19 protein-coding genes and 1 riboswitch are annotated in these 18,610 nt (G+C 46.6%); of the genes, 13 read left to right on the top strand and 6 right to left on the bottom strand.

Features of this window, described 5'->3' with window-relative positions; genetic code table 11:
* Positions 1-36: 36 nt before the first annotated feature.
* A riboswitch (cobalamin riboswitch) is annotated at positions 37-217 on the bottom strand.
* Positions 218-276: 59 nt separating this feature from the next.
* The 5 genes from hisS (at position 277) to hisG (ending at position 4,227) form a co-directional block, all read left to right on the top strand.
* On the top strand, positions 277-1,782 hold the full coding sequence (gene hisS, locus C504_RS0107115) for a histidine--tRNA ligase (RefSeq protein ID WP_018688633.1): 1,506 nt from the start codon (positions 277-279) through the stop codon (positions 1,780-1,782).
* Between the two features lie 229 nt (positions 1,783-2,011).
* Complete coding sequence (locus C504_RS17390; RefSeq protein WP_018688632.1) at positions 2,012-2,293, top strand: DUF559 domain-containing protein; 282 nt, start codon at positions 2,012-2,014, stop codon at positions 2,291-2,293.
* Positions 2,294-2,297: 4 nt separating this feature from the next.
* The gene (locus C504_RS19090; protein ID WP_018688631.1) at positions 2,298-2,435 is read left to right on the top strand and encodes a DUF559 domain-containing protein; all 138 of its coding nucleotides are present in this window, start codon (positions 2,298-2,300) and stop codon (positions 2,433-2,435) included.
* Entirely contained in the window at positions 2,432-3,544 is a 1,113-nt protein-coding gene (locus tag C504_RS0107100; RefSeq protein ID WP_018688630.1) for an ATP phosphoribosyltransferase regulatory subunit, read from the top strand. Before C504_RS19090 ends, C504_RS0107100 begins: the two co-directional genes overlap by 4 nt.
* Positions 3,541-4,227, top strand: a complete 687-nt coding sequence (hisG, locus tag C504_RS0107095) for an ATP phosphoribosyltransferase (protein ID WP_018688629.1) — start codon at positions 3,541-3,543, stop codon at positions 4,225-4,227. The genes C504_RS0107100 and hisG overlap by 4 nt, the downstream gene beginning before the upstream one ends.
* A 52-nt stretch (positions 4,228-4,279) precedes the next feature.
* Here hisG and C504_RS0107090 read toward each other — a convergent pair whose 3' ends face one another.
* The gene (locus C504_RS0107090) at positions 4,280-5,953 is read right to left on the bottom strand and encodes a SulP family inorganic anion transporter (RefSeq protein ID WP_018688628.1); all 1,674 of its coding nucleotides are present in this window, start codon (positions 5,951-5,953) and stop codon (positions 4,280-4,282) included.
* A gap of 168 nt (positions 5,954-6,121) precedes the next feature.
* Between C504_RS0107090 and C504_RS0107085 the strand changes: the two genes are divergently transcribed.
* Complete coding sequence (locus tag C504_RS0107085; RefSeq protein WP_156815884.1) at positions 6,122-6,322, top strand: hypothetical protein; 201 nt, start codon at positions 6,122-6,124, stop codon at positions 6,320-6,322.
* Positions 6,323-6,328: 6 nt separating this feature from the next.
* On the opposite strand, the gene C504_RS0107080 is transcribed toward C504_RS0107085, so the two are convergent.
* Both C504_RS0107080 and C504_RS18300 read right to left on the bottom strand, forming a co-directional pair.
* Positions 6,329-6,781 (bottom strand): response regulator, encoded by a 453-nt coding sequence (locus tag C504_RS0107080; protein WP_018688626.1) that lies wholly within the window; start codon positions 6,779-6,781, stop codon positions 6,329-6,331.
* A complete protein-coding gene (locus C504_RS18300) occupies positions 6,778-8,748 on the bottom strand; it encodes a PAS-domain containing protein (protein ID WP_245555154.1) in 1,971 nt (656 codons plus the stop codon). The genes C504_RS0107080 and C504_RS18300 overlap by 4 nt, the downstream gene beginning before the upstream one ends.
* A 352-nt stretch (positions 8,749-9,100) precedes the next feature.
* On the opposite strand from C504_RS18300, the gene C504_RS17380 reads away from it, so the two are divergent.
* Positions 9,101-9,445 (top strand): response regulator, encoded by a 345-nt coding sequence (locus C504_RS17380; RefSeq protein WP_018688624.1) that lies wholly within the window; start codon positions 9,101-9,103, stop codon positions 9,443-9,445.
* Between the two features lie 123 nt (positions 9,446-9,568).
* Here the strand turns inward: C504_RS17380 and groL are convergent, their stop codons facing one another.
* The 3 genes from groL to C504_RS0107055 all read right to left on the bottom strand — a co-directional run bounded on the left by groL (position 9,569) and on the right by C504_RS0107055 (position 13,731).
* The gene (gene groL / locus C504_RS0107065; RefSeq protein ID WP_018688623.1) at positions 9,569-11,221 is read right to left on the bottom strand and encodes a chaperonin GroEL; all 1,653 of its coding nucleotides are present in this window, start codon (positions 11,219-11,221) and stop codon (positions 9,569-9,571) included.
* Positions 11,222-11,288: 67 nt separating this feature from the next.
* Complete coding sequence (gene groES, locus C504_RS0107060; protein WP_026317292.1) at positions 11,289-11,585, bottom strand: co-chaperone GroES; 297 nt, start codon at positions 11,583-11,585, stop codon at positions 11,289-11,291.
* Positions 11,586-11,781: 196 nt separating this feature from the next.
* Positions 11,782-13,731 carry a hypothetical protein gene (locus C504_RS0107055; RefSeq protein WP_018688621.1) on the bottom strand — a complete coding sequence of 650 codons (1,950 nt, stop codon included), beginning with the start codon at positions 13,729-13,731 and terminating at the stop codon, positions 11,782-11,784.
* Between the two features lie 154 nt (positions 13,732-13,885).
* Here C504_RS0107055 and C504_RS0107050 point away from each other — a divergent pair, with 154 nt between their 5' ends.
* From C504_RS0107050 to C504_RS0107020, 6 genes are all read left to right on the top strand, one after another.
* The gene (locus C504_RS0107050) at positions 13,886-14,380 is read left to right on the top strand and encodes a TadE/TadG family type IV pilus assembly protein (protein ID WP_083923149.1); all 495 of its coding nucleotides are present in this window, start codon (positions 13,886-13,888) and stop codon (positions 14,378-14,380) included.
* Between the two features lies 1 nt (position 14,381).
* The gene (locus C504_RS0107045) at positions 14,382-15,128 is read left to right on the top strand and encodes a TadE/TadG family type IV pilus assembly protein (protein WP_018688619.1); all 747 of its coding nucleotides are present in this window, start codon (positions 14,382-14,384) and stop codon (positions 15,126-15,128) included.
* Positions 15,129-15,282: 154 nt separating this feature from the next.
* Positions 15,283-16,137: a TIGR01459 family HAD-type hydrolase gene (locus tag C504_RS0107035; RefSeq protein ID WP_018688617.1), complete on the top strand. Its 855-nt coding sequence runs from the start codon at positions 15,283-15,285 to the stop codon at positions 16,135-16,137.
* 6 nt (positions 16,138-16,143) lie between these two features.
* Positions 16,144-17,139, top strand: a complete 996-nt coding sequence (locus C504_RS0107030) for a bifunctional riboflavin kinase/FAD synthetase (RefSeq protein ID WP_018688616.1) — start codon at positions 16,144-16,146, stop codon at positions 17,137-17,139.
* A complete protein-coding gene (locus C504_RS0107025; protein WP_018688615.1) occupies positions 17,139-17,846 on the top strand; it encodes an SDR family NAD(P)-dependent oxidoreductase in 708 nt (235 codons plus the stop codon). The genes C504_RS0107030 and C504_RS0107025 overlap by 1 nt, the downstream gene beginning before the upstream one ends.
* Positions 17,843-18,592 carry an SDR family NAD(P)-dependent oxidoreductase gene (locus C504_RS0107020; RefSeq protein WP_018688614.1) on the top strand — a complete coding sequence of 250 codons (750 nt, stop codon included), beginning with the start codon at positions 17,843-17,845 and terminating at the stop codon, positions 18,590-18,592. The genes C504_RS0107025 and C504_RS0107020 overlap by 4 nt, the downstream gene beginning before the upstream one ends.
* Positions 18,593-18,610: the final 18 nt, after the last annotated feature.

Here is an 18,610-nt window from a genome sequence, read left to right as displayed (position 1 = left end):
ATGCATAAAGGTTGGGGCGCTTGCGCTGTCCGCACGCAAGAACCGTTTTGTTCGGCCGGTCTTCTGACTTAGGATCAACTGGTTTGCGCGCCTTCCCGGTTTCCCAGTGGCATATGCGAAAGCCATCTCCATCACAGCGTTGGGCACGTCTCCGAATTGCACGGACTTCCCGTTCACCGAACTTGCATAGCATTCCACCGCTCACACCACTTGGCAAGAGGGCACCTGTCGCTTATGAGAAAGCCAACAAATGTTCTCATAAAATGAAGTGCTGAAATGGCTGATAAAAAGAAGAAAAAACCGCAGAAACTCAAAGCGCGTAGCCCGCGCGGTTTTGTGGACCGCTCAGCGGCAGACATTCGCGCAACCGATGAGATGATCGGTAAAATCCGCGAAGTCTATGAGCGCTATGGTTTTGACCCCGTGGAAACACCTGCATTTGAATATACCGATTGTCTGGGTAAGTTTTTGCCAGATACAGATCGGCCAAATGCTGGCGTTTTTTCTGTTCAGGATGATGACGAACAATGGATGAGCTTGCGCTATGATCTGACTGCGCCGCTGGCGCGTCATGTGGCTGAAAACATCAACGAGATCACGCTGCCATATCGCACCTATCGCAATGGTTGGGTGTTCCGCAACGAGAAGCCGGGGCCGGGTCGCTTCCGCCAGTTCATGCAGTTTGATGCCGATACGGTTGGCGCACCGGGCGTTCAGGCCGATGCTGAAATGTGCATGATGATGGCTGATACGATGGAAGCGCTGGGCATTGCGCGTGGCGACTATGTGATCCGCGTTAACAACCGCAAAGTGCTGGACGGCGTGATGGAAGCTATCGGGCTTGGCGGCGATGAAAATGCGGAAAAGCGGCTTACGGTACTGCGTTCACTCGATAAGCTTGATAAGTTTGGAGAAGAGGGTGTTCGTCAGCTTTTGGGTAAAGGCCGCAAAGATGACAGCGGTGATTTTACTGAAGGTGCTGGGTTAGATGAACAAGATATCTCTGAGTTATTTGGAATAGTAATTTTAAGCACTCCCGATGAGCTTTTTGAAGTGATCGGTAAGCCTCCTTATGAAACCAAGCGTAACGCGAACTTAATTGCAGGCGCGAATGAACTTAATACCATGCAATCGATCTTTGAAAATTGCGGTTATGAGCGTGATCGCATCAAAATCGATCCCTCTGTCGTACGTGGTCTCGAATATTACACCGGCCCTGTTTATGAAGCCGAACTTCTGTTCGATGTGACCAATGAAAAGGGCGAAAAGGTTCAATTCGGTTCTGTCGGCGGCGGCGGTCGTTATGATGGTTTAGTCAAGCGCTTTACAGGCCAAGACGTGCCTGCAACCGGATTTTCCATCGGCGTGTCACGCCTCATGACGGCGCTCAAAAATCTTGGAAAATTAGGACAGGACGACGTGCTCGCACCTGTGCTTGTCACCGTTATGGACAAGGATACGGAAAGCCTCGGCGCGTACCAAAAAATGGTACAGGACTTACGCGGCGCGGGTATTCGCGCTGAGATGTATCAGGGCAACCCAAAAGATTTCAGCAAGCAAATGCGCTATGCGGATAAACGCGGCTGCCCGATTGTTATCATTCAAGGCAATGACGAGCGGCAATCCGGCAAAGTTCAACTCAAAGATATGATCGAAGGCAAGCGTCAAGCCGCCGCGATTGAATCCAATGAGGAATACCGCGCTGCCCGCCCCGGCCAATTTGAAATTGAGGCTGGCAGCCTTGTTGATGAAGTGAAAAAACTTTTGGCTGCGCAAAAATAATGCCCTCATCCGACCTCGCTTTGCTCGGCCACCTTCTCCCGTAAACGGGCGAAGGGAAAACATTTATTTCGTCGCCGACAGTTTTCACTTATCCTTCTCCTGCTAGCGGGAGAAGGTGGCCGAGCAAAGCGAGGTCGGATGAGGGTGAAATGCGGGATGATGAGACGCCAAGGCTTAGACGTTATGCGCGCAATATGCGTCATGAATCCACCGATGCGGAAGCTGTGTTGTGGCAGAACTCCGTAATCGTGGTTTAAACAAGCTTAAGTTTCGCAGGCAAGTGCCCATCGCCAGCTATATCGTTGATTTTGTCTGTATCGAAAAGAAGCTTATTGTAGAAGTTGATGGAAGCCAGCACGCAGACAATGTTTATGACAAGCAACGTGATGAGAAATTGAAAGAGCAAGGCTATATTGTGCTGCGTTTTTGGAATGACGATATTATCCGCGATCTAAAAAATGTGTGTCAGCATATTATTGCCGTATCGGAATTAGGCAGCAAAAACACCTAAGCATTTGGCAAATGATGCAAAACGCGATAAGGCCCTCACACAATTAGGTTATCAGATTTCTCGCATTAATACGGGTGAGCTATCCGATAATCTAAATGGATGTGTTGAAACGCTTTTGCATGAACTTGGCCAAATAAAGTGACCACCCTTAGATCATTCTCCGCACGCGCCGACATTGAGGCGATACTTGCCGACCGCAATGCTGTGCGCATTGATGTGCCGGTGCTGCAACCCGCAGAGCCGTTTCTTGATACGGCTGGTGAGGAATTGCGCAGACGGATATTCTTGACGCAAAACCAAAATGGTCGCGCAATGTGTTTGCGCCCAGAATTTACCATTCCCGTTTGCCTGCAGCATATTGAGGGCGGTGCACCATCGGGTCGTTATGGCTATGTCGGCACAGCGTTCAGACAGCGCGATGCGGGCCCATCTGAATTTTTGCAGGCAGGCATTGAAGATATAGGCGAGACCGATACCAATGCAGCCGATGCGCGGTCCGTTGCAGATGCGCTGGCATGTGTAAGCGATTTGGGTGTTCGTGCTGATAAATGCGAAATCATAATTGGCGATCAAGCGGTCTTTGATCAGGTATTGGCTGCGCTCGGCTTGCCGTCCGGTTGGCGTTTGCGTCTTGCGCACGCCTTTGGCCATGATGCCACACTTGAGGCAACGCTCGACCGTCTTGCGCATCCGATCACAATGCCAGATTTGCCAGAGTCGATTTTACAGGCTGCTCAAAGCGGCGACAGCGCCAAGCTAGAAGAACTGATTACAACTGCTATGGACGCAGCCAGCTTGAGCAATGCTGGCGGGCGCACACCGGCAGAAGTCGCAAAACGCTTGCAGGCAAAGTTCGCACAAAGCCAATTGGTGCCGGAAGAAGCAAAGCTGGATATATTGCGCAAATTCCTGTCAATTTCTGTGCCGCTTGATCAATCTGTTGCTGTGCTGCGCGGCTTTGAAAAAGACAACAAGATCGACCTAGCGCCAGCAATTGCGGTTTTTGAGGAGCGTAATAAGTCGCTTATCGCCGCTGGTCTTGATCTTAGCGCTATCATTTACAACGCCTCTTTTGGGCGCAGGCTCGATTATTATACGGGGCTTGTTTATGAGCTTCGCTCGCGTAGCGGCGACGTGTTGGTGGGCGGCGGCCGCTACGACCGTTTGCTTCCATTGCTGGGCGCAGAAAAAGCAACACCGGGCGTTGGATTTTCCATTTGGCTGGACCGAATTGCGGAGGCAAGCGCATGATCACACTCGCATTGCCATCGAAGGGACGTTTGAAAGAAAACGCCATCGAATGTTTAAGCTCAATCGGCTTAAATGTGCTGCCGCCAGCAGACCCGCGCTCATACCGCGCAACAATTGAAGGCCGCGATGATATTGAAATCGCCTATTTGTCTGCCTCTGAAATCGCACGCGAAGTAGCAGCCGGCAATGTTGAGGCAGGCGTAACAGGCGAAGACCTTGTGCGCGAAAATATTCCCGATAGCTATAATTCTATGAAGCTTTTAGCAAAGCTTGGCTTTGGCGCAGCAGATGTGATTGTTGCCGTGCCAGATAGCTGGTTTGACGTTCACACAATGGGTGACTTGGGCGAGGTGGCGGCTGGTTTCAGGGCGCTGCACGGTCGCCGTTTGCGCATCGCGACAAAATATTGGCAGCTTACGCAGCAATTTTTCTCCAATCAGCACGGCATTCAGCTTTACCGTATTATCGAGAGCCTTGGTGCCACAGAAGGTGCTCCAGCTGCGGGACAAGCGGATATCATCGTTGATATAACCTCGACAGGATCGACATTGCGTGCGAACGCGCTGCGAGTGCTGGACGATGGTGTGATTTTGGCGTCTGAAGCATGCTTGTTTGCGGGCAAAAAGAGCGCAGAAAATCCGCTTGTTCTTGAGCTGGCTCAAAAGCTATCAGCACGTAAATAAAAAGCCCCCGTTAATGCGGGGGCTTTCTAGCTTTAGCCAAAAGGGGGCGGTGCTAATGCCCGCCGCCAAATGTACCGGTGCGAACACCATAATCCACGGCGATCTCATATTCAGGATCGTCGTCAGCATCAACAATCAATTGGCCAGCGCGATTAAGCAACTGATGACAGTCACGCGATAGGTGGCGCAATTGCAATGTCTTGCCTTCGGCCTCATAGCGTTTTGCTAAATCTTCAAGTGCTTGAAGCGCTGATTGGTCAACGACGCGCGAATTCATGAAATCCACAATCACAACTTCAGGGTCATTCTGCGGGTCAAAAATTTCAGCAAACCCGTCTGTGGAACCGAAGAACAACGGCCCTTCAATGCCGTAAATCTTAGCGCCTTCCGGTGACATGCTTGATTTTGCCCAGATACGGGTCGCATTTTGCCAAGAGTAAGCAAGCGCAGAGACAATCACACCCACAACCACTGCGATTGCAAGGTCGGTCATGACTGTGACAACGGTAACAAGCACGATAACAAACGCATCCATGAGCGGAATTTTGCCCATGATACGCAGTGAGTTCCATGCAAATGTGCCGATGACAACCATGAACATAACGCCGACAAGTGCTGCGAGCGGAATTTGTTCGATCAATGAAGATCCAACAAGAATAAATGCCAAGAGGAACAAGGCAGCAGATGCGCCAGAGAGCCGTGTTCTACCACCCGATTTAACATTGATCATTGATTGGCCGATCATCGCACAGCCGCCCATACCGCCGAAGAAACCGGTCACGGTATTTGCAACACCTTGAGCAACGCATTCTTTTGAAGCGCCACCGCGTTGTCCGGTGATTTCACCAACAAGGTTGAGTGTCAAAAGGCTTTCGATAAGGCCAATGGCGGCAAGAATGACGGCATAGGGCAAAATGATATAGAGCGTTTCGAGTGTAAGCGGCGCTAATACACTATCGTAAAGTCCTGTCGCGCCAGTTCCGGCTAGATCAAAGGGAATGTGGAATGGCGGCAAGCCACCTTCAATCGATGCCAGATCGCCAACGCGTGGCACGTCCATTCCAAAAATGATTACAATCGCAGCAACGATACCGATACCTGCCAGCGGAGCTGGGAAAGCATTGGTTATGCGCGGCATAATCCAAATGATAGCCATTGTTAGGCCAATAAGAGCGAGCATGAGGAAAAGCGGAAGGCCGCTGAGCCACTGACCACTAAAAAGACCTTCGCTTGCTTCTGCCGTGCCGGGCACTTTGAACTGTGATAATTGAGCTAGGAAAATAACAATCGCCAACCCGTTCACAAATCCGAGCATGACCGGATGCGGGACAAGCCGGATAAATTTACCCAAGTGAAAAACACCGGCTAGAATTTGTAAAATGCCCATCAATATGACAGTTGCAAAAAGATATTCGACGCCGTGCTGCGCAACGAGCGCAACCATTACAACTGCCAGCGCGCCTGTTGCGCCGGAAATCATACCAGGCCTGCCGCCCATAATGGCGGTGATTAGACCAACGATAAAGGCAGCATACAAGCCAACCAGCGGGTGAACGCCAGCAACAAATGCAAAGGCAACGGCCTCTGGCACAAGTGCAAGCGCAACCGTTAGGCCTGAAAGCAATTCGGTTCTGATGACAGATGGTGTGAAATCGACAAGTCTGGTCTGCGTCGCTTTGTTTGATTTAAACCTTGAAGCGAAGGCAGCCAAAGTGGGCTTTAGCATGAGTTTTCCGTATGTAGATGGATGTATTTTCCTTCTCTTATAGCAATTGAATTTCAATGCAATGACAGCAAGTTGCCCTTAGGCTTCGACGGCACCTTACTAATTTGTAATTTCAACGCCGTTGCGCGCCACACTTTCGTTTCCCATCTATAAAGAACGAAAGGAATTATGATGGACACTTTAAAATCATTTTTGAGATTTGGACTTGCAATCGCACTTGCTGTGGTTGCTGTGCCGATTTTGGTTTGGGTCGGATTGGCAGCGATTGGAGCAGCCGTATTAGCAGCGATTACGGGATCCATTTTCGGCGCATGGGCAATTCACAAAGCACAGAAAGAAGGCTCTGAGGTCATTATCGATCATAAGTGATAATCGCTATTGCTGCGTTTTGGGGAGCTGAACGTTCTCAATCCAATATTTGCTCAAAAGCCGCACGACATGAACCAAGCCATCAAATGTGACTGGCTTGGTGATAAATGAATTCACCCCAAGATTATAAGCCTGCAAAATGTCTTCTTCTGATTTAGATGTGGTCAGAGCGACAATTGGAATGGTTTGAAACGCAGGAATTTTGCGGATTTCTGCAAGCGCAGCGCGTCCATCCATGCGCGGCATGTTCAGGTCAAGCAGAATGATGCCAGGTAAATCTTGGTCTTTGAGTTCTTCATATTTGCCGTGCCGATTCAAGTAATCAAGCAAGTCTAACCCATCGACAACAAAGTCGATCGGATTGGAAAGATTTGCTTCTTCAAAGGCATCAGCAATGAGCATGCGGTCGTCAGCATCATCGTCGGCGATTAGTATTCTGATTGAGCTGCCTTCCTTCACTGATTATCCTCCCCAGCATATTTTACAGGAATATCAATACTGAAAGTAGAACCCACGCCTTCTTCACCGTCGGCTTCAATTGTTCCAAAATGTTGGTCAACAATCTTTCGGCACGTTGAAAGCCCTATGCCTGTTCCTTCATATTCCATTCGTCCATGCAATCGCTTGAAGATTGCAAAAATCTGATCTTTGAAACGTCTATCAAAACCGATACCGTTATCGGAAACTTTAATACGATGAATAGCGATGGGCTGCCCGAACGAGTCTTCTAAGGTAATGGCCTCACCATTCACATGAATAATGGGCGCTTCATCAGGCTTGTGAAACTTCAATGCATTGCTAATCAGGTTTTGAAACAATTGGCGTAGCTGCACTGCATCACCATCAATTATTCCCAAACCTTTCGTTTCAACCTTTCCGCTGGTTTCTTCCAGTCGCACATGAAGGTCTGACAAAGCGCCTTTGACGATGTCATTTAGATCAACTGGATTGAATGGCCGTGTTTTGTTGGTCAGGCGGGAATAAGTTAGTAGGTCGTTTATAAGCTGACGCATGCGTGATGATGCATTTTGCATGCGGTTCAAATACATCGAACCATCTTCAGGCAGTGTATCGCCATATTTTTTGGCCAAACGATCACCGAAAGCTTCAATTTTCCGTAAAGGCTCCTGCAGATCGTGTGATGCAACATAGGCAAAATCTTGTAGCTCTGCATTTGAGCGTTCAAGGTTTCGAGTATATTTAGCAAGTCGTGCCGTATCATGCTCGCGCTGCGTTACATCTGACATGGTAACAATAGTGTAGTTGTTGGAGACAGGCCGATTGTGTACTTCAATAATGCGGCCATCTGCGAGGTGATGTAGATATACACTTTCTTTACTGGTGAAGCCGTTTTCCTCATAACGTTTCAGCGTTTCAGCTGCTTTTTCTTTCGAGTAATGGCCGCGCTCAATCGAATTACGCAGAATGTCGATGCGCGGTGTGCCTTTTTTCATGATCGCAGGGTCAACGCCTGTCATTTTTATGTATCGATCATTCCAGACTAAAACTTCTTGCCGTTCGTTATACATGGCAAGACCTTGAGACATATTGGCAAGCGCATAGTGAAGTTGAACTTCTTGCGTTGCAGCTTGCTGGCTTAGATCGCGGGTGAGGAGTTCATGGTGTTTAAGCTGCGTAATGTCGGCGACATTAAAGATTGTGCAGCCATTATCGAGACGATGCGCACTAAAGCGTACCCATTTTCCATCTGCATTTCGATGAGCTGTCGCACCTGATGGTTCGAGGCGCTCTTTTTTAGCATATGCTAAATAGTCTTCGCGCGTCTGACCGTTCATTTCGACTTTTCCACCATCATAGACTGCAGCGATTATGTCAGCATGGCGGGCGCCAATTCTAATCGCGTGCGCAATATCAGGGTTTAAAGTCACATAATTTTTATTGTAAGCTAAGAGTTGTCCATCTGGACTGTAAAGTCCAAACCCATCAGGTGTACGGTTCAGTGCAGCCGTCAGTTCCTCCATTGTCAGGCTTGGTGCGTGCTTGAGGTTTGGGTCTTGGCTGAAGTTATTTAAGGTTGTGTCTGCAGCCAAATGTTCGACGGTTTCAACGACCATTTTATTGGGCTTTAAATGCCGTGAAATACGTAACTTACGCTCATTTTTATCGAGTAGTTCGATTCTAAATGCTTCACCATTTTCAAAGGTGTCTTTAACCATTTTATGAACTTTGGAAGCGTCATAATTTCCAAATTTTTTGGATTGCACCGTCTGCTCAATGACTTCAAACATAGTCATTCCGATAGTGACATCGTTCGTACTAATGCAATGCAGATCATAATAACTTTGATTGACGCACAACAGGTGGCCGTTCGAGCCATATATAGCGATTCCAACATTTAAATCGTCAATGAGACTTCGATAATTCTGCGCTAATTCTAACTCAGCTGTTGCAAATAAATCGTGCATTGCTGTTTTATTTTGCATTGTGCCGCCTTGAAAATTCAATTGAGTACATATGCTTTCATAAAATGCTTAAGATTCCGATTGTCTTTCGCAATGATTGCTGCCTCCGTTTAAATGGATGGCTTAGATTACGAATAGTGCGTCTTAGTTGAATTAATCGTGCAAGCTAAATGAATTCAATTGCTTACTAGATGTAGTCGTCACCGCAAGTCTATCTTGTAATAAGACGGATGTTTGCATCTTAACCGCTGGTTAAGCATAAAATGCCGATTGTGTAACACAACGGAACGAATTTGACTTCTCGCGGTTAACTATTGGAATAATAACGCCACGAAGGAAAAGGTTGGTCAGTAATATGCAAAAAAAAACACACTTTTTGATCGTGGAAGACGATGTATTTCTAGCGATGGACTTAGAAGAGTCGCTTATTGAAGAAGGTTATCATGTTATTGGCGTTGCGCGTTCGGTCGAAGAGGCTGAACAAATTCTGCAAAGCCACACGCCAGATTATGCTTTACTTGATTATAATCTTGGAGACAAAACAAGTGTCCCTATAGCCCGTAAGCTGGCAACATTAGGCGTGAAATTTGCTTATGTTACAGGTCAGCTCGCGCGTTTCTTGGAAGATGACAAAGTGCCGGCGGCACCTATCTTTTCTAAACCCATAGACTTGCCGCATGTCCTTAGAAGCTTTGCATGACATAATGTTTTACAGACAAGGCCTATTTTATCGTTTTCCCAAAATGTAAAAGCCCGCTGAAATCAATCAGCAGGCTTTCTTGTTTCCAAGGTGGAAGCGTTATGAGTTAACTGCCAAAGGCAATTACATCATTCCGCCCATGCCACCCATTCCGCCCATGCCGCCCATGTCAGGCATGCCGCCTGATGAACCTTCCTTTGATGGTGCATCTGCAACCATCGCTTCCGTGGTAATCAAGAGGCCTGCAATTGAAGCTGCATCCTGAAGAGCAGTACGAACAACTTTAACTGGGTCAACAATACCCATTTTGATCATGTCGCCATATTCGGCTGTCTGAGCGTTAAAGCCGTAGCTTGCTTCGTTTTTCTCAAGGATTTTGCCAACGATGATTGAAGCTTCTTCACCAGCGTTTGTTGCGATCTGGCGGGCAGGAGCCTGCAGTGCGCGACGCACAATGTTGATGCCAGCTTCTTGGTCTGGGTTTGCACCTTTTGATTTGATGCCTACTGAAGACAAGAGAAGAGCTGTGCCACCGCCAGGGACGATACCTTCTTCAACCGCAGCGCGTGTCGCGTTCAAAGCGTCATCAACGCGGTCTTTTTTCTCTTTAACTTCAACTTCTGTTGAGCCGCCAACACGGATAACAGCAACACCGCCAGCCAATTTAGCAAGACGCTCTTGAAGTTTTTCACGGTCGTAATCAGAAGATGTTTCTTCGATTTGGCCTTTAATCTGAGCCACACGGCCTTCGATGTCTTCTTTTTTGCCAGCGCCGTCAACGATGATTGTGTTCTCTTTAGAGATGTTCACTTTCTTCGCTGTGCCAAGCATGTCGAGTGTTACTGTTTCAAGCTTGATGCCAAGCTCTTCAGAAATCACCTGACCACCAGTCAAGATTGCAATGTCTTCTAGCATTGCTTTACGGCGATCGCCGAAGCCTGGTGCTTTAACAGCTGCAATTTTAAGGCCGCCACGAAGCTTGTTAACAACAAGAGTTGCAAGCGCTTCGCCTTCAACGTCTTCTGCAACGATGAGAAGTGGGCGTGAAGATTGAACAACAGCTTCAAGAATTGGAAGCATTGCTTGAAGGTTAGTAAGTTTTTTCTCGTGGATCAGGATGTATGGATCATCAAGATCGGCAACCATTTTCTCAGGGTTTGTTACGAAGTAAGGTGACAAGTAACCGCGGTCAAACTGCATGCCTTCAACAACTTCAAGCTCTGTTTCAGCAGTTTTTGCTTCTTCAACAGTGATAACGCCTTCGTTGCCAACTTTCTGCATAGCTTCAGCGATCATGTCGCCGATTTCTTTTTCGCCGTTTGCAGAAATTGTACCAACCTGAGCAACTTCATCAGAAGTTTTGATTTTTGTCGCTTTTTTGATGAGATCAGCAACAACTTCGCTAACAGCCATGTCGATGCCGCGCTTCAGATCCATCGGGTTCATGCCAGCAGCAACTGCTTTGTGGCCTTCTTGTACGATTGACTGTGCAAGCACTGTCGCCGTTGTTGTACCGTCACCAGCAATGTCGTTGGTTTTTGAAGCAACTTCACGGAGCATCTGTGCGCCCATGTTTTCGAACTTGTCTTCAAGTTCGATTTCTTTTGCAACAGAAACACCGTCTTTAGTGATGCGTGGTGCGCCGAAAGATTTGTCGAGCACAACGTTACGGCCTTTAGGGCCAAGCGTAACTTTAACAGCATCAGCAAGAATGTTTACGCCAGCCAGCATGCGTTCGCGTGCTGAGCGGCCGAATTTTACTTCTTTAGCAGCCATTTTAAATTCTCCTCGGGACGAGCCCGTCAATTGAAAGTTCTAAAGTGAAAAACGAAAGTGATTGGGGTTAGCCAATAACGCCCATGATGTCGCTTTCCTTCATAATAAGAAGGTCTTCGCCGCCTACTTTAACTTCTGTGCCAGACCATTTGCCGAACAGAACGCGATCACCGACTTTAACGTCAAGTGCAACGACTTTGCCGCTTTCGTCGCGCGCACCATTGCCAACAGCAACGATTTCACCTTCGGATGGTTTTTCTTTAGCAGTATCAGGAATGATGATGCCACCTGCTGTCTTCTCTTCTGAGTCGACGCGGCGAACGACTACGCGGTCGTGCAGCGGACGAAAATTCATCTCAGCCATGATTTTACCCTTAAAATAAGTTGATTGAAAACGCATAAAACGTATTAGCACTCACCTTTGATGAGTGCTAGCTGCACATAGTAATTGATGCACACAGAGTCAATATGCTGGGATGTTGAATGCTATAATTTTAGAATAAAATAAAAAAATCCCGGCTGAAATTTTCAGCCAGGATATTGGTTTAGGGAGCTATAGTTTACTCGCTACCATAATGGGTAAGGCGAAGTTGCCCGATGTCACTGCCTATCTTCTCGAATGCTTTTTCCAAATCTTTATCATCTTTAGCCCAAATGGCGCTTTGGGCTGATGAAGCACAATGGTCCATTAGTTTTCCAGCACGCGTACTGTATTGTGTTGAGCCAAAATAGATGAAATAAATACGCACTCCCATGCCCTTAATGTTTGTGCACATGGCTTTTGCAACATCATCAAGCATACTATTGGCAGTTTCTGAACTTGATGGGCCAGAAAGTCCCCAGCCTTTCTCATATGGATCGTCAACTGCATATCCGTGCGGGGAGTGTCCATATGCATAATCGTTAGGGAAGTTAATAGTATTATCACCATCGGTCATAAGAACGAGTACTTTTTCAGTGTCGTTAAAATCTCCCGCGCCTCCCATAGGTTCCCACGGAGTTAAGGTGTTCATTGCCCATGATAGACCGATAGAAAGGTCGGTTGCACCGTTGGATTTCATACTATCGATGGTTTTAGCCAGAGCGCCGTCTCTTTTGTTGTTATTGATGCCATCAACATCATCGCTCAGCCCAATCATTGGAGGAACAATGCAGTCAATGTCCGGTCCTACACGTTCTTTATCATAGCTACCGTATATATAGGTGTTACGTGTGTAGGTTTTGCTGCCAACATATTTAGGGGTATTGAATGTACGCGCACGATAAATATCATCTTCACTAAACTTATTGTGTTTATATCTTACAGAAAGATGGTCATTGTCATCGCCGTCTTCCCCATACAAAGTTGTATAGGAAAATCCGCGCCAATGAGACTTGAAATCACTTTCTGAATTTACATCATCAATATAGTTTACGCGCCAACTTCTCCAATAGTCGCTGGAGTCATAATCATACTCGTCCGGAGCAAAGTGTGGTAAATACAGCGAGTTCCCCATTTCTGGATTAGGAGGATCAAATGATTCTCTGTATTTTCCTGCACGGTGATCAAAACAACCTTTCCAATCGGCATTGGTGAATCGTTCAAACACGTCGTGACGAGTAACGATTCCGATTCCTGGCTTTTCTTTCAAGGCTTCAATGTCAACACCTTGTCCATTTGCAGTAAGTGGTAGAACGTCTTTCAATTTATTGGGATCATAATAAACCCATTCATTGCTCACTTGTTCAGGCCAACTAGATTTTCGGCGCGGCATTTCAAAGTACATATCGCCTTTACTGCTGCCTGTTTTTTTGTAGGGGGCAAGATATCGGAAATGGTCTACTGACTTACCTTCCCAATCAATCCACCATGCGTCCTGCTTATTCCCAGAGCCTAAATAGTTGTTTGGAACACGAACATGATGGTTCCAGGGTACGACTGAGAACTTAACATTTGCGTTTTCCAGATCCGCGACGGAGTCAGTTGCTTTCTCTATGAGTATTTTAGCACCAGATTTAGCCGCATCCATACGAGATCTGAATCTTTCTCCGCGACCCGCTGCGTTGGTATCCATGGAACCGGAATTATCAATAGCAATTGCAACTTCAATGTTTTTCCGGCCAAAACGGGATTCCGTTTCTACGCGAGCATCTAAATGGTCATGCCCAAACATGTGCATAAAGTGCGTCTTAACTTCGGACTTAGCAATAATTTGCACACTTCCAGCGTCAATATCGACTGCAAATCTGTCATATGTGACAGGAGCTGCGACCAATGCCTCAAGAAGCTTTTTACCTTCCTCCTCGAACGCAGCTTGGCTTCCGTTTGGATTGAGCGCGATGCGTTTGGCAAGATGCAGCGCAACAGTTTGCGTTGCTGTTTCAAGGTCGGTTTGTATGCGATCTTGGTTGGTGTAGTCGATTGCAAGTGCCATCATACCAAATATAGGCAGCATCGCGAAAGCAGCGAGCACATAGGCGGAACCGCTTTTATCGTCGCGAAACCTGCGCAGGATGTTTGTTTTAGCCATGTTTTATACCCACCAATACTAATTATTGCAGGTAGACATTAGAACAAAGCTATTAACATGCCGTTCTTACTATTGGTAAATTACAAATTACCGCACTTACGAATTAGAAATCTTTTTAAATTACGGTAGCCGAAAAGAAGGTGGTAAATCGGTGATGGTAAGAATTCTAAGTAAATTTGCTCGGGATAAGGGTGGGGTGGCAGCGATTGAGTTTGCTATTCTGGCACCAGCCTTTTTTGCCCTTATGTCAGCTATATTTGAAATTACGTTCTTTATCTATGCCAATACCTCCGCACAGCGTGCGGTCGAAGATGTGATTTATGAAATGCGTACCGGTTATATACACAGTCAAATTCGAGACGCAGGAAAACCATTACCTGAGCAATATCTCAAAAATGAAATTTGCAAAAATGCAAGTATACCAAACTGTTTGGATACGATAAAAATATCGATGGAAAAATATGACGGGAATTATAACACCTATGATCGTTCAGATGATTCTGGGGTTATTGACGCCGGTACGCGTGGAACCTTAATGCGTTTGGAAGCGCAAATTCAAATTCCTAATGTTGTTTTTGGCAGTGCCATATTTGGCAAAGAAAACATGGCAGTCACAGCAGGCTTAACTTTCATGACGGAGCCATATTGATATGAGTAGTCATAAAGGAGTTTTCCAAAGCTTACGCGGCGTTCTAAAACATAAATTAATCAGCTTCGGGCGCCAAGAACGTGGCGCGATTGCAGTGGAGATGGCGTTTATTCTGCCCATTTTTGCGGCAATGGCTTTTCTGACTTACGATGCTGGTACTGTTTATACTCAATATAAACGTGGTACGCGTAACTATTATGCTTTGGGAGATATTATCGCATATCAAACAGCTAATGTAACTTGCTCGCAGCTCGATAAAATATCCGAGATGGTTTATCAATCTTATGTATCTGGAAATTGGGCACGCAGAGTTCAGGTAGGCAGAAATGATTTTACAGAAGATGGTGCGTTAGACTTTCGTTTCACACTTCGAGTCGTCAATATTGACGAAGATCCAGTAGATAAGAAGCTCAAAGGTCGCATTGAATGGTCTTATTGGCGTGATGGGCACGATATGGATGATCCCGGCGAGCCAAAGCCTGGTGATTATATTGAAGTACCTGAAGGTTTGCAGATAAAAGGCTTGGAAGCTGTTTTAGTCCAAGGTTCGTTATATGTTGCACCAGCATTAAATTACCTTGGCGTTTTTGATTTTGATGCAAGCTCAAACGAAACACACAAAATTATAGATGTTGAAAGATATTTTCCTTTACGTTTCGTGTCTAATCTAGATTTGGATTTTTCTCTAAAGGATCCCTTGTCTAGAAAATGTTGGGTCAAAGGCGTACCGTATTTGGGCATTCTCTAGACATAGATCATTCATTGCAGGCCGAACAAATAATGTCATTTTGATTAAATGTCACAATATCTTTATTTCCAAGTAGGATGACATTCTCAATATCTTCGTCTATTGCGTGAGCGATAGCGCGCAAATAACGCATATAAGATTTTGAGGTCTGCAATTGCCCACACAGCGAATTAAACGGCTTGATGAGCTCTTGCCGAATTATGATGTCATTTTATGCGACGTTTGGGGCGTGCTCCATAATGGCGTAGACGCATGGACCCAAGCCTATAAGGCGCTGATGCGTGCACGCGATGCTGGCGCAAAAGTGGTGCTTATAACCAATGCTCCACGACCTTCGCCTAATGTAATCGAACAATTAACTACGCTTGGTGTTCCCGCAGCTACATTTGATGCTGTTGTGACTTCTGGCGACGTTACCCGTGCGCTCATCGAAAATGGTTCGAAGAAAATATTTCACTTGGGGCCACAAAGAGATACCGCAATTTATGATGGCCTTGATGCCGATCTGGTGGATTTAAAAGAAGCGGACGTTGTTGTTTGCACTGGCCTTTTTGATGATGAAAGCGAAACGCCGGCAGATTACGCAGATCAATTACAAGAAATGAAAAGCCGTGATCTTCCATTCGTATGCGCCAATCCTGATATTGTCGTGGAGAAGGGGGACCGCCTAATCTTTTGCGCCGGCGCTTTAGCGCGTGACTATGCAGAACTTGGTGGTAAAACTTTTATCGCTGGAAAACCGCATAAGCCGATTTACGATGAGGCCATTCGTAAAGCTGAAGCCCTTATAGGCGGGAAAGTTGAGCGGAGCCGCATTTTAGCAATCGGTGATGGCATGCCAACCGATGTTAAGGGCGCGATGGATAACAACCTCGATTTGCTGTTTATTTCCGACGGTATTCATAGCCGTGAATATGGTCAGCCGGGCAAGCCGGATGATAGCAAGCTTAACGCTTATCTTGATGCGCATAAGGCAACGCCTGTTGCTACAATGATAAAATTGGCATGACCTGACATGGCGGATTTTGCACGCATTCAGGACCTTATGGATTTTCCCAAAGGTTTGCGCGGTGGTGTTATTGCTATCGGCAATTTCGATGGCTTGCATCGGGGCCATCAAGCCGTTCTAAAAACAGCATTTAATCTAGCGCAGCAAATGAATGTGCCAGCACTGGTTTTGACTTTTGAACCGCATCCACGTTCTTTTTTTCAGTCAAAAATGAAGTTGTCCCGCATCACGCCACCGCGCATGAAAGCGCGCATTGTTGAGAAAATAGGGTTTGGTGCAATCGTTGAATTACCGTTCACGAAAGAATTTTCAGAGCAGACGGCAGATGTTTTTATCAATGATATTCTTGTTGGTCGTTTGGGTGCTAAAGCGGTAGTCACCGGATTTGATTTCCATTTCGGTAAAGATCGGCAAGGTGACCCTGCTTATTTAATGCAAGCGGGCGAAACAAATGGATTTCAGGTGAAACTTGTCGACGCGCAGCGCGATCAGACATCTGATATCATTTCTTCGAGCCGAATTCGTCACGAACTTGCAGAAGGCAATGTTGCCGCGGCCAACGATCTTCTTGGTTACCGCTACCGCGTAACATCTCCAATCATTGCAGGCGAACAGTTGGGGCGTACACTCGGCTACCCGACTGCGAATATGGCGCTTCCTGCAGAAACACCATTGGCGCATGGTATATATGCTGTCCGGTTTCACCGCCAAGACGGTACAATATTTGATGGTGTAGCAAGCTTTGGACGAAGGCCGACTGTAACCGAAAAAGGCGCGCCGCTTTTAGAAACATATGTTTTCGATTTTAAAGGCGATCTTTATGATGAAAACTGTACGGTAAGCCTTATCGATTTTTTGCGTGGTGAAGAAAAATTTCTCGGTCTCGATCCATTGATCGAACAGATGAAAATTGATGAGAAAAATGCCCGTGAAATCTTGTCGGGTCTTGAGCCAATCTCTGAGCTCGATGCGCAATTAACATTTGGTAGAGATGGCGCCTGATGCGCCGCAAGATACTCATCACTGGCGGCTCATCTGGGATTGGCCTTGCACTGGCCAACAGGTTGAGCGCACGGCACGATGTGATGGTAACAGGTAGTCGTGATCGCAGTAAAATCACCGAAGTATTCTCACCCAACCTTATTTACGTACAGGCTTCGCAAAGCGATCCGAAAGCAGCTGTAAAAATCATCGCTGAAGCTTTGCTTAAGGCAGGGTGGGTGAAGCTGGACAATGTTGTTTTAAATGCAGGCACGGGATTTGCCGTCAAAAACGCAATCGATGATGTCGAGCGTGTTCGACAGACAATAGATATCAACTCGACGGCCACAATATTATTGTCGCGCACGCTTTATCCTTGGCTCGCCAAAGCCGAAGGCACTTTGACTATTGTTGGCTCTGTCGCCCATAAGGGCCAAGCTCTGTTTCCAGTCTATGCTGCATCCAAAGGTGCGCTGCACGGTTTTGTGCGAGCTTTGCGATCAGAATGGCGGGGCAGGGTAGCGGTGCAAATTTTGCATCCCGGCCCCACAAAAACTGACATGCATGCAAAAGCTGGACATGACGCAGGTCGCCTGCATTCAATATTTATCAATCCGTCATCAATGGCCGCAATGATGGAATATGCAATGTCTTCAAAACGCTCACCGCTTAGCCTGTCTTTTCTGAAATATTATCTTGGCGGCAGCATAATGGGCAAAAGTCTATGAGAGCGCTCGTAACAGGTGGAAGTGCAGGGCTAGGTCAGGCGCTTTGCGCTAGGCTCTTAGCCGATGGCTTTCATGTCACAAATCTTGACCGTGATCTGCCAGATCAAGCCAGCACAGCCGAATATGTGCGGTGTGATTTATCGAGCCGTGATGCCGTTGATAAGGCACTGATGACATTAACATCATCGGATGGCTTTGATTTGGTCATTTTTAATGCGGGCATTTCAGCAACTGGCAAGTTTGAGGAAATCTCCACATCAAGTCATGCTCGTATCATCGCGGTTAATGCAGAAGCGCCAATAAGTCTATGTGCAGGTTTGATGAAGGCAGGAAAAATCGACAATGGGGCCCGTGTTGGTTTTGTCTCTTCATTATCCCACTTTACAGGATATCCCGGAGCGGCAAGCTATGCAGCTTCCAAGGATGCTTTGGCTGTGTATGCAAAGGCTGTCCGCAAAGTTTGGCAGAAACAATTAGGCATCAAAGTGACGGTGGTTTTTCCAGGGCCGCTTAAAACCGATCATGCCGCACGCCATGCACCCGATGGCGCTGATGCAGAAAAACGAATGGCGCCGAATGACGCTGCAAAATTGATTTTGCGGGATATAAAACGTGGCAAGGCACATTCGATGCCCGGCGTAGCCGCAAGAATTTTTGCTTTTTTAGGGCAGATTGCGCCTAAAGTGATGACCTTTGCGATGAAAAAACTTATCTATTCAAAGCTAGATAAAACGGTTGCCGATTAAAGCTTTTATTTTTAATCA

Source organism: Ahrensia kielensis DSM 5890, from assembly GCF_000374465.1.
Classification (GTDB): domain Bacteria; phylum Pseudomonadota; class Alphaproteobacteria; order Rhizobiales; family Rhizobiaceae; genus Ahrensia; species Ahrensia kielensis.
The sequence above is the reverse complement of the archived record's forward strand: the minus strand, read 5'-3'. Positions and strand labels throughout refer to the sequence as shown.